12 protein-coding genes are annotated in these 14,305 nt (G+C 71.5%); 10 read left to right on the top strand and 2 right to left on the bottom strand.

What is annotated here, in order from left to right:
* The first annotated feature begins 88 nt into the window (after nt 1-88).
* Genes A3CQ_RS0146565 through A3CQ_RS0146555 form a run of 3 tightly spaced genes read left to right on the top strand, consistent with a single transcriptional unit; the run spans nt 89 to nt 3,497 of the window.
* The gene (locus tag A3CQ_RS0146565; protein ID WP_020517847.1) at nt 89-1,375 is read left to right on the top strand and encodes a hemolysin family protein; all 1,287 of its coding nucleotides are present in this window, start codon (nt 89-91) and stop codon (nt 1,373-1,375) included.
* On the top strand, nt 1,372-2,394 hold the full coding sequence (locus tag A3CQ_RS0146560; protein ID WP_020517846.1) for a hemolysin family protein: 1,023 nt from the start codon (nt 1,372-1,374) through the stop codon (nt 2,392-2,394). Before A3CQ_RS0146565 ends, A3CQ_RS0146560 begins: the two co-directional genes overlap by 4 nt.
* A gap of 41 nt (nt 2,395-2,435) precedes the next feature.
* Nucleotides 2,436-3,497, top strand: a complete 1,062-nt coding sequence (locus A3CQ_RS0146555; protein WP_020517845.1) for a sporulation protein — start codon at nt 2,436-2,438, stop codon at nt 3,495-3,497.
* A gap of 99 nt (nt 3,498-3,596) precedes the next feature.
* Here A3CQ_RS0146555 and A3CQ_RS0146550 read toward each other — a convergent pair whose 3' ends face one another.
* The gene (locus A3CQ_RS0146550; RefSeq protein WP_020517844.1) at nt 3,597-4,859 is read right to left on the bottom strand and encodes a bifunctional pyridoxamine 5'-phosphate oxidase family protein/GNAT family N-acetyltransferase; all 1,263 of its coding nucleotides are present in this window, start codon (nt 4,857-4,859) and stop codon (nt 3,597-3,599) included.
* Between the two features lie 51 nt (nt 4,860-4,910).
* Between A3CQ_RS0146550 and A3CQ_RS0146545 the strand changes: the two genes are divergently transcribed.
* From A3CQ_RS0146545 to rny, 7 genes are all read left to right on the top strand, one after another.
* Nucleotides 4,911-6,257: an aminotransferase class I/II-fold pyridoxal phosphate-dependent enzyme gene (locus tag A3CQ_RS0146545; RefSeq protein ID WP_020517843.1), complete on the top strand. Its 1,347-nt coding sequence runs from the start codon at nt 4,911-4,913 to the stop codon at nt 6,255-6,257.
* A 77-nt stretch (nt 6,258-6,334) separates the two neighbouring features.
* Nucleotides 6,335-6,997 carry a UdgX family uracil-DNA binding protein gene (locus A3CQ_RS0146540; RefSeq protein WP_020517842.1) on the top strand — a complete coding sequence of 221 codons (663 nt, stop codon included), beginning with the start codon at nt 6,335-6,337 and terminating at the stop codon, nt 6,995-6,997.
* Between the two features lie 27 nt (nt 6,998-7,024).
* Nucleotides 7,025-7,225 carry a DUF3046 domain-containing protein gene (locus A3CQ_RS0146535; protein WP_020517841.1) on the top strand — a complete coding sequence of 67 codons (201 nt, stop codon included), beginning with the start codon at nt 7,025-7,027 and terminating at the stop codon, nt 7,223-7,225.
* 199 nt (nt 7,226-7,424) lie between these two features.
* Nucleotides 7,425-8,471 carry a recombinase RecA gene (gene recA, locus A3CQ_RS0146530; protein WP_026206961.1) on the top strand — a complete coding sequence of 349 codons (1,047 nt, stop codon included), beginning with the start codon at nt 7,425-7,427 and terminating at the stop codon, nt 8,469-8,471.
* 15 nt (nt 8,472-8,486) lie between these two features.
* Nucleotides 8,487-9,242 (top strand): regulatory protein RecX, encoded by a 756-nt coding sequence (locus A3CQ_RS0146525; protein WP_026206960.1) that lies wholly within the window; start codon nt 8,487-8,489, stop codon nt 9,240-9,242.
* Nucleotides 9,243-10,758: 1,516 nt separating this feature from the next.
* Nucleotides 10,759-11,064 carry a hypothetical protein gene (locus A3CQ_RS61540; protein WP_157297164.1) on the top strand — a complete coding sequence of 102 codons (306 nt, stop codon included), beginning with the start codon at nt 10,759-10,761 and terminating at the stop codon, nt 11,062-11,064.
* Nucleotides 11,065-11,441: 377 nt separating this feature from the next.
* Nucleotides 11,442-13,166 carry a ribonuclease Y gene (gene rny / locus A3CQ_RS0146515; protein WP_020517838.1) on the top strand — a complete coding sequence of 575 codons (1,725 nt, stop codon included), beginning with the start codon at nt 11,442-11,444 and terminating at the stop codon, nt 13,164-13,166.
* Here rny and A3CQ_RS0146510 read toward each other — a convergent pair.
* Entirely contained in the window at nt 13,123-14,289 is a 1,167-nt protein-coding gene (locus A3CQ_RS0146510; protein WP_020517837.1) for an MFS transporter, read from the bottom strand. The genes rny and A3CQ_RS0146510 overlap by 44 nt on opposite strands.
* Nucleotides 14,290-14,305: the final 16 nt, after the last annotated feature.

The following is a 14,305-nucleotide window of genomic DNA, read 5'->3' as shown; positions in this document are numbered from 1 at the left end:
TTGTTACCGTTTTCTCCATGATCGGCAGTACCCGGCCGGGCTCGGCCCGGCTCCTCGTCCCCTGCTGTTCGCGCGCGGTGGCCCCGTCATGTTGATCATCGTTGGGCTGCTTCTGGTTCTGGCCGTAACGGCCGTCACCGGATATTTCGTCGCTCAGGAATTCAGCTTCGTCGCCGCCGATCGTGGCCGCCTGCGCCGCGCGGCCCTCGAGGGCGACCGGGGCGCGGCCCGTGCACTGCGGGTCACCGAGCGGTTGTCGTTCATGCTGTCCGGCGCGCAACTGGGCATCACCGTCACCGCACTGCTTGTCGGGTATATCGCCGAGCCGTACCTGGGCTCGGGCCTGGCCTCGCTGCTCGGCCGGGCCGGCGTGCCCGTCGCGGTGAGCATGCCGATCTCGGTGACGCTCGCTCTCGTGGTGGCGACCGTCGTGCAGATGGTGCTCGGCGAGCTGGCGCCAAAAAATCTCGCCATCGCCCGGCCGGAAGTGGTGGCCGCGCGCCTCAGCCGGTCGACGCTGGTCTACCTGACCGTCTTCGGCCCGGTCGTGCGGCTCTTCGACCGGACGGCGGCGCTCCTGCTGCGTCGTCTCGGGATCTCGCCCGTGGAGGAGCTGCCCGAGGGCGTGACCTCCTCGGACCTCACCGAGATCATCGCGTCGTCGCGCGCCTCCGGGCAGCTCTCGCCCGAACTGTCCGTCCTGCTCGACCGGGGCTTGGACTTCCGCGGTCGTACGGCCGCGTCGGTGATGGTGCCCCGGGTCGACGTCCGGTTCGTCGCGTCCTCCGCCTCGGCCGCCGACGTCGTCGAACTGCTGTCCACCGGCCATTCACGCTTCCCGGTACGGGGCGCCACCTCCGACGAGATCCTCGGCATCATCGCGATCTCCGACATCATCGGCGTCCCGCCGGCGGCACGCGCGGCGGTGCCGGTCTCGTCGCTCCTCCGCGAGGCGATCATGGTGCCGTCCTCGCTGCGACTTCCCGCCGTGCTGGAACGGCTGCGCTCCGGCCGCGCCCAGATGGCCTGCGTGGTCGACGAGTTCGGCGGTTTCGCCGGCATCATCACGCTCGAGGACATCGCGGAGGAACTGGTCGGCCCGATCCGCGACGAGGACGACCTTCCCGAGCCCGCGCCGGTCCGCCAGGACGACGGCTCGTGGCTGGTGCCGGCCCGCTGGCGTCTCGACGAGGTCACCGACGCCACCGGCGTCGACCTTCCCCTCTCCGGCGACTACGACACCGTGTCCGGCCTGGTCATGGCCCGGCTCGGGCGGGTGGCCAAGGCAGGCGACTCACTCACTCTCGATTCCCTTTCCGTACGCGTCGAGAGCGTCGACCGTCATGTCCCGCAGATCGTGCGGCTCTCCCGATGAACGTCGTGTGGGCACTGCTCCTGCTCGCGGGCAACGCGTTCTTTGTGGCCGCCGAGTTCGCCCTGGTCGCCAGCAAGAGGCACCGCCTCGAGCAGGCGGCCCGGTCGGGTGGCCGAGCCGCGCGCGCCGCCCTGGCCGGCGTCTCCGAGCTGCCGCTGATGCTGGCCGGCGCCCAGCTGGGCATCACGCTCTGCTCGCTGGGCCTGGGCGCGCTGGCCGAGCCGGCCCTGGCTCATTGGCTGGAGCCGGTGCTGCACGCGTTGCACCTGCCGCCGTTCGCGACCCACGCGGTCGCGCTCGTGTTCGCCCTGATCGTTGTCACGTTCCTGCACCTGGTCATCGGCGAGATGATGCCGAAGTCCTGGGCGATCACCGATCCCGAGCGCTCGGCCACGCTGCTGGCCGTCCCGTTCCGCGCTTTCGCCCGGGTGGTGGATCCGGCGCTGCGCCTGCTGAACGCCCTGGCGAACGCGGTGCTGCGCCCGTTCGGCGTCCGGCCGCGGGCGCAGCTGGCGGTCTCGCACGGCCCGGCCGAGATGAAGATCCTGCTGGACCGCTCGCGCGAGGAGGGCCTGCTGGAGGCGGAGCAGACCGACCTGCTGACCAGCGTTCTCGACCTGGAGGTCCTGACGCTGCGGGAGGTCGCGTTGCCGCTGTCGGAACTGGTGACGGTTCCCGCGTCGGCGCCCGCTGTCGAGGTGGAGCTGGCGTCGCTGACCAGCGGTCGCTCCCGCCTGGCGGTGACCGGTGCGGACGGTTCGGTGATCGGCTTCGTGCACGTCCGCGAGGTCGTGCGCGCCACGACGGCCGGCCGCGGGGTCACGGCGGCCGACCTGATGGACGCGGTGTTCACCCTGTCCGCCGAGGACCGGGTGGTCGACGCCGTGACCGCCATGCGCGCGGGCCGCGCCCAGCTGGCGCTGGTTGGGCTGGCCGGTTTTGTGGCCCTCGAGGACCTGCTGGAGCAGGTCCTGGGCCGTTTCGACGACGAGACCGACCCGGTTCCCGTCACCCGATGATCCGCTTTTGCCACCTCGTTTGTTCAAGGAGGAATGACCCGGTGGTTTTCAAGAAGATGATGCGCGCCTTCGGCGTCGGCGGCCCGTCCGTCGACACCGTGCTGGCCAACCCGAACACCCGTCCCGGCCTGGCCTTGGACGGCCAGGTCAAGGTGCTCGGCGGCGACCACGACGTCACCGTCGAGCAGATAGTGCTCGGCCTGGTCACCCGGGTGGAGCACGAACACGGCGACGGCCTCGCCGAGTTTCACCGCGTGCCCGTCTCCGGTGCGTTCGCATTGCGCGCCGGCGAGCAGCGTGACCTGCCGTTCTCGTTCCCGGTCCCGTGGGAGACCCCGATCACCGACGTCTACGGCCGGCGCCTGCCCGGCATGACCATGGGCCTGCGCACCGAGCTGGTCGTGGCCAAGGCGGTCGACAAGGGCGACCTCGACCAGGTGGCCGTGCATCCGCTCCCCGCTCAGGAGCGCATCCTCGACGCCTTCGCCCAGCTGGGCTTCCGGTTCGCCCGGGCCGACCTGGAGCACGGCGGCATCTACGGCGTCCACCAACAGCTCCCCTTCTACCAGGAGATCGAGTTCCACCCGTCGCCCTCGTTCGCCGGCGCGATCAACGAGGTCGAGGTGACGTTCGTCGCCGACCCCTCCGGCGTGGAGGTCATCCTCGAGTTCGACAAGCGCGGCGGCTTCCTGGCCGCCGGCCACGACGCGTACGGCCGTTTCCGCGTCTCCCACGCCGACGCGGACACCACGGACTGGACCTCGGTCGTGGAGTCCTGGGTCCGCGAGGCGTCCGGCCGCTACCAGGGCCTCCGCGGGGCCGCGGGCCTGCCCGGCCACGGCGCCCACGGCGCCCACGGCGCCCACGGCGCCCACGGCGGCTACGGCGGCTACCCAGGCGCCCACTCCGGCCAGGGCGCCCACGGCGGCTACCCCGGGCACGGCTCGCACGGTTACGGCCACCACGGCCACTACCGCCGTGGTCCGGGCGCCGGGGCGATGGCGGCCGGCATCGCCGGCGGCGTCCTCGGCGGCATGGTCCTCGGCGAGGTCGCGGAGGAAGTCTTCGACGACGACGGCGGAGACTTCGACTTCGACGAGTAGCCGTCCCGGTGGCGCTCCGTCTGACGGGCGGAACGCCACCGGCCCTCCGCCGTCAGCCGATGCCGGCGGTGGCCAGTTTCAGGCCGAACTCCGCGGACCCTAGGCGTTCGCCAGGGCGGCCGACCCACCGGCCGCCAGCCGTTCCCGAAGCCGATCCGCCGCGGCCGGCCACTCCTCGCACGTCATCGCGAACAGAACGGTGTCGCGCCACGTCCCGTCCGGCCGGAGGCGGTGCCTGCGGATCATGCCGTCCCGGGTCGCGCCGAGCCGGGCGATGGCCCGCTGGGACCGCTCGTTGCGAATGTCGGTGTACCAGAACACCTTTTCCGCGCCGAGCGTCTCGAAGGCGTGCCCCAGCAGCATCAGCTTGGCCTCGGTGTTGACCCCGGTGCGCCACCAGCGGCGGCCCACCAGCGTGTGCCCGATGCCGAGCGAGCGGCCGACCGGGTCGATGTCGTGGTAGGTGGTCAGGCCGATGACCGTGCCGGTGGACGGCTCGATCTGCGTCCAGGGGAGCTGGAACCCCGTCCACTGGCGACGGTAGAGGTCGGCCACGTGCTCGGCCATCGCGTCGCGGGTGCGCGGCTGAACGATCGGCAGATAGCGCCAGACCTCCTCGTCCGACAGCGCGTCGAGCAGCCCGTCGACGTGGGCGGGGGAGAGCGGCTCCAACCGGACGTGCCGGCCCTCGAGCACCACCGGCTTGGCCCAGGGCGAGCCGCCCCCGGGCAGGTAGGCCGGCGGGGGGACGGTCACGCCGGCGTCGGCCCGCGGCGGCCCGTAGGCCCGGCTGATCGGGAGCACGCCGGCCCAGTGGGTGAGGGCGTGGTCGTCGGCGTCGTCGCTGACCCCGTGCCCCCGGGACCGCACCGACACCTCTTCCAGGGGCAGGGCGAGCACCACCGTCTGCGCGAGCTCCTGCCGGTTCGGCGGGCGGCTGTCGGCGGCCCGGCCCGAGCCCACCTTGTCGACGAGAGCGCGCATCGCCGCCAGCTTGGCGTCGGTGTCGCTGACCGGGCGCGCCACGCCGTGCACCACGACCGACCGGTAGTTGGCACTGTGGTTGTTCTGCGATCTCGCATACACGATGCCGTCGAGGAGCGTGACGCTCACGCAGACCCGGACCCCGTCGCCGCGGGCCGAGAGGCCGAGGTGACCCCCGGTGGAACCGTGCAGAAAGAGGGTGTCGCCGACCCGGACCTGCAGGGTGGGCAGCACGCGAGGCTCGCCGTCCACGACGAACGCGACGGAACAGTCATACGCCTCGTCCAGGATGGCGTGGGCGGCCGGGCGGTCGTAGGCCATCCGGTCGCGGTAGCGCGTGGCGGTCGTGCGGTCCGTCGGGGGGTAGAGGTCGGACATCCCGGCTCCTCATGCTTGCAATCGCGCCTGTACTAGTACAGACTTCCTCTTGTGCCAGCACAGTATCAGGTCAGTGGCGACAGCGCCGCCTCGATTTCCGCCAGCATCGAGTCCGGCGTTCTCCGGGGCGACTTCGTCTGGGGCTCCGCGCTGCCGCCCATCCGTGTCCTCGCCGGCGACTTGAGCGTCAGCCCCGCGACCGTGGCCAAGGCCTATCAGGAGCTGCGCCGGCGCGGTGTCGTCGAGGCCGACGGCCGGCGGGGCACGCGCGTCCGCTCCCGTCCGCCGATCGCGAGCGAGCGGTCGGCGATGCGGCTGCCCGTCCCCGACGGTGTCCTCGATCTCTCCTCCGGCGAGCCCGACGTGCGACTCCTGCCGCCGATCGGCCCGGCCCTGCGGCGTATCGCCGACGAGGGCGGCCCGCCGAAGGGCTATGCCTCCGCGATCGCGATGCCCGAGCTGATCGATATCGCGCGGCCCCGGCTCGCGGCCGACGGGGTTCCGATGGCCGATGCCGCGATCGCCGCCACCTCGGGCACGCTCGACGCGATCGAGCGCCTGCTCACCGCCCACCTGCGGCCCGGCGACGCGGTCGCGGTCGAAGACCCGGGCTGGGCCAACCTCCTCGACCTGCTGGCCGCCCTTGACCTGCGCGCGCTGCCGGTCACGATCGATGAGGAGGGTCCCGAGCCGGCCTCGCTGGCCGCTGCCGTTCACGCCGGCGCCCGAGCCGTCGTCGTCACCGTGCGAGCGCAAAATCCGACCGGCGCCGCCGTCTCCGCCGATCGCGCGGCCGCCCTGCGCGAGGTGCTGGCCGGGCATCGCGGCGTCCTGCTGATCGAGGACGATCACGCCGCCGAGCTGGCCGCCGGGCCGTTGCACTGCCTCGGCCCGGTGACCGATGCGTGGGCGTTCATCCGCTCCGCGTCCAAGCCGTTCGGCCCCGATCTGCGCATCGCCGTGGTGGCCGGTGACGAGACCACGATCGCCCGGGTGGTCGGCCGCATGCGCCTCGGCACCGGCTGGGTCTCCACCGTCCTGCAGCGCCTGCTGTTGCGGCTCTGGCTCGATGATGAGGTGACGGCCCTGGTGCGTTCCGCGGCCGCGGGCTACGCCCAGCGTCGCCGAGCTCTGCGCGACGCCCTCCAGGAGCGGGGGGTCGCGGCCGAGGGCGCCACCGGCATCAACACGTGGGTACGCGTCGCTGACGAGACCCGCACGATCGGCCTTCTCCGCGACGCGGGTTACGCGGTCGCGCCCGGTTCCCTGTTCCGCATAAACACACCCCCCGGCGTGCGCATAACCATCAGCCCGCTCGACGAGTCGACCATCCCCGCGTTCGCCGACGCGGTCGCGGCCGCCGCTCGCCCGTCCGGCCTGATGGTCCCGTCGCGATGAGCGGCCCGTCGCTGTGACTGGTCCTCCGGGAGAGTGCCGCCGTGCGTGGCTCGTACCCGTTCGGGTAAAACGGTGGGATGCCAAGGACCGAGGCGCCGGTCGGCGCGCAGCAGTGGGTGCCGCCCCGTCCGGGGAGCATCGAGGAGCTGAAGGCGGCCGCCTCCGGCTGCCAGGGCTGCGAACTGTACGAACACGCCACGCAGACCGTCTTCGGCCGAGGCGCCGAGCACGCGCGCATCGTGTTCGTCGGCGAGCAGCCGGGCGATGTGGAGGACCAGCACGGCCTGCCGTTCGTCGGCCCGGCCGGTCGCCTCCTGCGCGAGGCGGTCGACGACGCCGGCATCAACCCGGCCGACCTCTACATCACCAACGCGGTGAAGCATTTCCGCTTCGAGCTGCGCGGCAAGCGGCGCATCCACCAGACGCCCGGCCCGGCCCACATCGTCGCCTGCCGGCCCTGGGTCGTCGCCGAGTTCGCACTGCTCAAGCCCGAGCTGGTGGTGCTGCTCGGCGCGACCGCGGGCAAGGCGCTGCTCGGCCCGTCGTTCCGGGTCACCCAGCAGCGTGGCCGCCTGCTGCCGTGGCCGGCCTCGGCCCAGCACCCGGAGGACTTCCCGGTGGCCGAGATCCGGGCCCTGGCCACGATTCACCCGTCCGCGGTGCTGCGCGCCGACGACCGCGACACGGCGTACCGCGGCCTGGTCGACGATCTCAAGGTCGCCGCGGCGGCCGTCTACTGATTCCGCGCGGCTGAGTAGGCTCGTGGGGTGCGGTTGACTGATTTCTGGTCGCGCCTCGGGGAGGCGTTCGGCGACACCTATGCGCGGAGCATCGCGGCCGACCATTCTTTCGCCGATCTCGGGGGCCGGACGATCGACCAGGCCATTGCGGACGGTATTGATACGGCTACTATCTGGCGAGCCGTGGTGGCGACTTACCCCGATCGAGTGCCTTCCCGCCTGCACTGATCAGATTTTCGTACGCTTGTTCTGGCGTGTCGCTTCGATCTAGTACAGGTGTTCGGCTATTGTCCACAGCGGCCCGGTCATCCACAGCTCTCGGCAGGGCGGCGGATTTTTGTCATACCCACCGCCTACCTTGTAGCCCGTGGTGAATAGAGGCTCATCGGCGAAGACGCCTGCGAAATCGAATACAGGGGTGGCGGACATGGTGGCAGGACCTGACCGGGACAAGGCGCTCGATCTGGCGTTGGCACAAATCGACAAGCAGTTCGGCAAGGGCTCGGTCATGCGGCTCGGGGAGCGTCCGGTCATTCAGACCGCGGTCATCCCGACCGGCTCCATCGCCCTCGATGTGGCGCTCGGCGTCGGCGGCCTGCCGCGCGGCCGGGTCATCGAGGTCTACGGGCCGGAGTCCAGCGGTAAGACGACGGTCGCCCTGCACGCGGTGGCCAATGCCCAGCGCAACGGCGGCATCGCCGCGTTCATCGACGCCGAGCACGCGCTCGACCCCGACTATGCCAAGGCGCTCGGCGTCGACACCGACGCCCTGCTCGTCTCCCAGCCCGACACGGGTGAGCAGGCGCTCGAGATCGCCGACATGCTGATCCGGTCCGGCGCGCTCGACGTCATCGTCATCGACTCGGTGGCCGCGCTCGTGCCGCGGGCCGAGATCGAGGGCGAGATGGGCGACAGCCACGTCGGCCTGCAGGCCCGCCTCATGAGCCAGGCGCTGCGCAAGATCACCGGTATTCTGAACAACTCCGGCACGACCGCGATCTTCATCAACCAGCTCCGCGAGAAGATCGGCGTCATGTTCGGCTCGCCCGAGACGACGACCGGCGGCCGCGCGCTGAAGTTCTACGCGTCCGTGCGTCTCGACGTGCGCCGCATCGAAAGCCTGAAGGACGGCACCGACGTGGTCGGCAACCGCACCCGCGTCAAGGTCGTGAAGAACAAGGTGGCCGCGCCGTTCAAGCAGGCCGAGTTCGACATCATGTACGGCAAGGGCATCTCCCGCGAGGGCTCGCTCATCGATGTCGGCGTCGAGCAGAGCATCATCCGCAAGTCCGGCGCGTGGTACACGTACGACGGCGACCAGCTCGGCCAGGGCAAGGAGAAGGCGCGGGAGTTCCTCAAGGAAAACCCCGACGTCGCCGCCGAGATCGAGAAGAAGATCCTGGAGAAACTGGGCGTGGGCCAGACCACGGGCGACGCCGCCGGCGGCCCCGAGCTGCCCCCGGTCGACTTCTGATCGAGGTAACGCCAGATGGCAGGCCGGCGCGGCGCACGGTCCGGGCGGGGGTGGGACGCTCTCCCGCCCCGTCCACCGCGCCACCCACCCGATGAGCACCCGCCCGGCGGGGCCCCCGACGACGAGACGGAACGCGGCAACGTTCCCGCCCGCCGTCGCCGGCCCTCGCCGGGCGGCTACCCCGCCACGCCGGAAAGAGACGGCGCCGGCCCAGGACGGAGCGGCGGCGGGGCGGAGCAGAGTGAGTCCGAGCGGGCTCGGGAGATCTGCCTGCGGCAGTTGGCGGTGCGGCCGCGCACGCGGGCCGAGCTCGCGAAGGCGCTCGGCCGCCGGGAGATCTCCGAAGAGGTGATCGCCGAGGTTCTCGATCGGTATGACGAGGTCGGGATCATCGACGACGCCGCGTTCGCGCGGGCGTGGGTCTCCAGCCGGCATCACGGGCGTGGGCTCGCGCGCCGGGCGCTGGCGAACGAGTTGCGGCAGCGCGGGGTGGACGCCGAGGTCGCGGGCGAGGCGCTCGAAACGCTCGACGACGAGGAAGAAGCGGCCACGGCGCGGGCTCTGGTGGACCGCAAGCTCCGCACGGCCGGCGGTACGCCCGAGGCGGTGTTCCGCCGGTTGGTCGGCATGCTGGCACGGAAGGGCTATCCGGCGGGCGTGGCGATCCGCGCCGTGAAGGACGCGCTCGCGGCCCGCGATGCAGAGGCCGCCGAGTTCGCCGACCAGATCGACGCCGATGCCCTCGCCGACGAGGTCGCCGAACCGTCCTGACCAGCGTGGACTGACCTCGTTCCAGCGGTGGCGGTCGATGAGAGAGATCGACATTCGCCATTGGCTGCTAGCGTGAGGTGCCGTGACCGAGGACTCGCGGAACCAGCTGCGGGGCTACGGTTCCTTCCCGGAGGGCACCGAGTCGACCGAGGAGATCGCCGCGCCTGGCGACTCGTCGGACGGCCAGCCCACGTCAAGGTTGTCCGCCCGCCCCAGCATCCCCATCGCACAGCGCCCCATGCCGCCCGCCGCCCGAGCCTCCCGCCCGTGGAGCGCCCCGCCGGCGTCGGCCCTCAACCACCATTCGGAATTCCCCCACACCGAACCGACCGACGACGACCCCCAAGACCCGTGGCCCGACTTCCCTACCGTGCCCCCCGAGGTCGCCGAGTCGTCCGGCAGCACCTACGCCGCCGCTGACCGCGCCGTCGCTGACCCCGACCTTGATCTGGCGCCGACGCCGACGGCGTCGGGAACGCCGACGGCGGCAGCGACACCGATGGGGGCAGCGGCGGCAATGTCGGCGCTCCCGCCGGAGACGCGCAGCAAGGTCACCCCGCCGGGAGGCGGCGACTACCCGGTCTGGCCGGCCACGGTGGAACAACCCGACCCCGACCTGACCTGGTGGAGGCCCTCGCCCCCACCGCCACCAGGCGCACCGGCGGCGGCCACGGAAACGCCGGCAACCACCCGCCCGGAGGCGACCCACGAAGAGCCGCCACCACCCACGAGCGCCCCGCCCGGCCCCTACTTCGCGCCGACGAGGCCCGATCCCGCCCTGCCCGACGACCCATGGGCCCCGGACCCGGCGGATCCCTGGCCGGCCGCCGATCCGAGCGCTGCCTACGGACCCAGCACGGCCCCTGGACCCAGCGACGCTTACGGGCCCAGCGACGCTTACGGGCCCAGCGACGCTTACGGGCCCAGCGACGCTTACGGGCCCAGCGACGCTCACGGGCCCAGCGACGCTCACGGGCCTAGCGCCACCTACGAGCCGAGAGCCACATACGAGCCGAGAGCCCCTCACCAGGCGGGCATCGCCCAAGCCCCTTGGGAAGCGGCCCCCGCCCCCCTCGCGGCCCCAACAGGCGGCCCGCAGGCCCACACCCCACCCGGCATCCCCGCCCCACCCCCCAGGCGAATCGACCCCACTCTTCCGGGGCCCCCGCGCTCCCGGCTCCTCACCGGCCTCCTGATCGGCCTGGCGATAGGCCTCCTGATCTTCGGCGCCGCCGGCTGGTACGTCGGCCGCGCCAATGGCCCCAAGTCCGCACCTCAAGCCCAAACCAAGACCCAGGCCCAGACCCAAGCCCAGGCCCAGGCCCAAGCCCAAGCCCAAGCCCCGACGCTCGGGCTCTTCGAGCAGACCCAGGCCACCATCAACAAGGCCCATTTCGAGGGCACGCAGCTCCCCAAGCTCTCCCAGACCTGGCTCCCCTACCTCTCCACCTGCGCCAAATCCACCGCGAACGCCGATGAGGGTGAGAAGGCCCGGGTCCGCTGCACGATCAGCGGCATGAGCGCGTTCTTCGTCGAGTACAAAACCATCCCCGACCGGGACAAAGCCCGCGGAAAGCTGCAGAAGCAGAGCCAGGACGCCCGGACCCTCGCCCCGGGCGCCACGGCCCCGGCCGAGAAAAACGGTCGCCACTACGTTGAGTACGCATACCCGTTGACCGAGGGTGGTGTGACGAGGACCGTGGCCGGGATCTGGTGGGATGACGCGCAAACGCCCATCGCCGCCTATCTCCTGGCGTACTGGAAGGATGGGTTGGGTGAACGCTGGGAACCGATGCGCGATCTCTGGTCCCGGTACGCCTGAAATGCCCATCAACTTCGTGAGCTGCGCGTAAGCGGGTCTGTGCCCTAAGTCCCATCCGGGGGGAAATCATGGATCCTTGACCGGAGTGGCACTCGCGACCTAGCCTCGCGTTACACAAGGTGTGTTCGACCATCGCATGCAACACGCACAACATAGATCCGATTACATTACGGCATCACTTGCGACCTCTACCGTCACCGGACGGGACACCCCCGGACGGCAGCGGAGAGTCACCGTAGAGAACTGATAACCAGGCGTGCCGAACGACCGGCACGTCGCGGTTCGGCGTTGCCTGCGTTCTTCCAGCCTTGGTCGGGCATCCCGCAGGTAGCCCGCGCGCGCACAATGCGCCGGGCGGCGAAGGGAGACGCGGCGAGATGACCGCCCTGGACTGGGTGCTGGTGGTGGCGATCGTCGTCCTCGGTGCCCTGGTGGTGGCCGGGCTGCTGCTCGGTGCCCGGGCGCTGCGCCAGATGCAGAGCGAGCGCGCCGTCGCCCAGGAGCGCGAGGACCAGGCCGTCGGCGCCGCCCAGGCCAAGGTCGCCGACGCGAACGCCAAGGCCGCCTCCGTACGCGCCGAGACCGCCGCCGCCAAGGCGGAGGCCTCCTCCGCCCGCGCCGAGGCCCGCCGGGTTCTCGAGGACGCCCACAGCGAGGCCGACACGATCCTCGAGCGCGCCCACCGCCAGGCCGAGGCCGACGCCGAGCAGGTCCGCTCGGCCGCCCGCCGCTCCGGCGAGCGCGAGGTCGCCCTCCTCAACGCCACGGCCAAGGAGCAGGCCGCCGAGGTCGAGCGCCGCGCGGCCCGGATAGACGAGCGGGAGCGCCTGCACGCCGACGAGGTCGAGCGCCTGGTCGAGCGCGAGCGCCGTCTGGGCGCCCAGGACGCCGATCTCGCCATCCGTGAGAACGCTCTCGCGACCCGGGAGGCCGGGCTGGCCGGCGCCGAGGAGCAGAAGCGCCGCGAGCTCGAGCGGATCGCCAGCATGACCGCCGACGCGGCCCGCGCCGAGCTCGTGGAGAGCATCGAGGCGCAGGCCAAGCGCGAGGCCGCGATCATGGTGAGGGACATCGAGAACGAGGCGAAGGGCACCGCCGACAACCGCGCCCGCCGCATCGTGGTCGACGCGATTCAGCGGATCGCCAGCGAGCAGACCGCGGAGAGCGTGGTCAGCGTGCTGCACCTGCCCAGCGACGAGATGAAGGGCCGGATCATCGGCCGCGAGGGCCGCAACATCCGCGCCTTCGAGTCGGTCACCGGCGTCAACCTGATCATCGACGACACCCCGGAGGCGGTGCTTCTCTCCTGTTTCGATCCGGTCCGCCGCGAGGTGGGCCGGCTCACGCTGGAGAAACTGGTCCTCGACGGCCGCATCCACCCGCACCGCATCGAGGAGGTCTTCGACAGCGCCAAGAACGAGGTGGACGTGCTCTGCGACCGGGCCGCCGAGGAGGCGCTGGTCGACGTCGGCATCACGAACATCCACCCGGAACTGGCCAAGCTGCTCGGGCGGCTGCGGTACCGCACCAGCTACGGGCAGAACGTGCTGAAGCACCTCGTCGAGACCGCGCACATCGCCGGGATCATGGCCGCCGAGCTCGGCCTCGACATCCCGTCGATCAAGCGGGCCGCGTTCCTGCACGACATCGGCAAGGCGCTGACCCACGAGGTGGAGGGCAGCCACGCGCTGATCGGCGCCGACCTGGCCCGCAAGTACGGCGAGTCGGAGGACGTCGTCCACGCGATCGAGGCGCACCACAACGAGGTGCCGCCGCAGACCATCGAGGCCGTGCTCACCCAGGCCGCCGACGCCTGCTCCGGCGGGCGTCCGGGTGCGCGCCGGGAGAGCCTCGAGGCGTACGTCAAACGCCTGGAGCGCATCGAGGAGATCGCGGCCGGCAAGGTCGGCGTCGAGAAGGTCTTCGCCATGCAGGCCGGGCGCGAGATCCGGGTCATGGTCCGCCCCGAGGACATCGACGACATCGGCGCCGCCGTCCTGGCCCGCGACGTGGCCAAGCAGATCGAGGAAGAGCTCACCTACCCCGGCCAGATCCGCGTCACCGTAGTGCGAGAGTCGCGCGTGACGGAACTAGCACGCTGACGACCGGCACGACCGCCAGCGCCCCGACCAGCGCACACACGCCGAGCCACCCGAACGCCGCGTAGCTCCGGAGACCGATCCACGAGCCGGCCGCCCCGCCGAGGTAGGCACACGTCATGTAGGCCGTGTTGAGCCGACTCCGCGCACCCGAAGAAAGCGCATAAATCCGGACCACGTTGGCCGTCATCCCGGACTGCATCGCCACATCCAGCAGCAGGGTGCCGAGAACGAGCATGACCAGCGAACCGGACGACGCCAGCGCCAGCAGGACCGCCGACACGATCACCGCCCCCGCGCAGACCACGGTGACCCGATCCGGCCCGACCACGTCCACCAGCCGCCCGGCCATCGGCGTGACGATCATGGTGCCCGCGTTGACCAGTGCCAGCAGCGCCACCGCCCGGGCGTCGTAGCCGTAGGCCGGCCCGGTCAGCAACAGCGCCACACAGGCCCACACCGCCGAGAACCCACCGAAGATCGTGGCCTGATAGAGGCACGACCGCCGAAGATCGCGCTCCTCCCGAAACAGCCGCAACGGCGACAGCAGCAGCCGCGGATAGGGCGACCGCGTGGCCGGCACGGAATCCGGCAGCGCCCGAGCCACGACGACCGCCAGGGCCAGCACCAGCACCCCGGCGAGGGCATAGGGCACCCGCCACGACCACCACGAGGCCAGATACCCGCTGAGAGTCCGCGCCAGCAGCATCCCCCCGGTCCCCCCGCTCAGCAGCAGCCCGTTGGTCACTCCCCGCCGCGACGCCGGCACCAGCCCCGCCACGAACGGCCCGATGATCGGCGCGACCACCGTGCTGGTCCCGATCATCAGGCTCAGCGCCGCCAGCACGGGCAGCGACGGCGAGCAGGCCGCTCCCAGCAGCGCCAGCCCGGTCACCACCAGCAGCGTCGGCAGCAGCCGCCGGACCGGCACCCGATCGCCGAGCGGCACCAGCAGGAACAGCCCTGCCGTGTACCCGGCCTGCGCCGCGGTGATCACCAGAGCCGCGTCGCCGGGCGAAACGTGCAGCCCAGCGGCGATCGCGGGGGTGATCGACTGCGGAAAATAGACGTTGCCGACCGCGACGCCGGAGACCGTCGCGAGCAGGAGCACGAGCCGATTGCGCATGCGCCAAGCTCACCGG

The sequence above is a fragment of the Paractinoplanes globisporus DSM 43857 genome (assembly GCF_000379645.1).
Classification (GTDB): Bacteria; Actinomycetota; Actinomycetes; order Mycobacteriales; family Micromonosporaceae; genus Actinoplanes; species Actinoplanes globisporus.
This window is presented reverse-complemented; position numbering and strand designations above follow the sequence as displayed.

Coding starts and splice junctions, on each gene's coding strand:
- A3CQ_RS0146565 (WP_020517847.1), top strand. CDS start 89: ATGTTGATCATCGTTGGGCTGCTTCTGGTTCTGGCCGTAACGGCCGTC.
- A3CQ_RS0146560 (WP_020517846.1), top strand. CDS start 1,372: ATGAACGTCGTGTGGGCACTGCTCCTGCTCGCGGGCAACGCGTTCTTT.
- A3CQ_RS0146550 (WP_020517844.1), bottom strand. CDS start 4,859: ATGTCCGACCTCTACCCCCCGACGGACCGCACGACCGCCACGCGCTAC.
- A3CQ_RS0146540 (WP_020517842.1), top strand. CDS start 6,335: ATGCCAAGGACCGAGGCGCCGGTCGGCGCGCAGCAGTGGGTGCCGCCC.
- recA (WP_026206961.1), top strand. CDS start 7,425: ATGGTGGCAGGACCTGACCGGGACAAGGCGCTCGATCTGGCGTTGGCA.
- A3CQ_RS0146525 (WP_026206960.1), top strand. CDS start 8,487: ATGGCAGGCCGGCGCGGCGCACGGTCCGGGCGGGGGTGGGACGCTCTC.
- A3CQ_RS61540 (WP_157297164.1), top strand. CDS start 10,759: ATGAGCGCGTTCTTCGTCGAGTACAAAACCATCCCCGACCGGGACAAA.
- rny (WP_020517838.1), top strand. CDS start 11,442: ATGACCGCCCTGGACTGGGTGCTGGTGGTGGCGATCGTCGTCCTCGGT.
- A3CQ_RS0146510 (WP_020517837.1), bottom strand. CDS start 14,289: ATGCGCAATCGGCTCGTGCTCCTGCTCGCGACGGTCTCCGGCGTCGCG.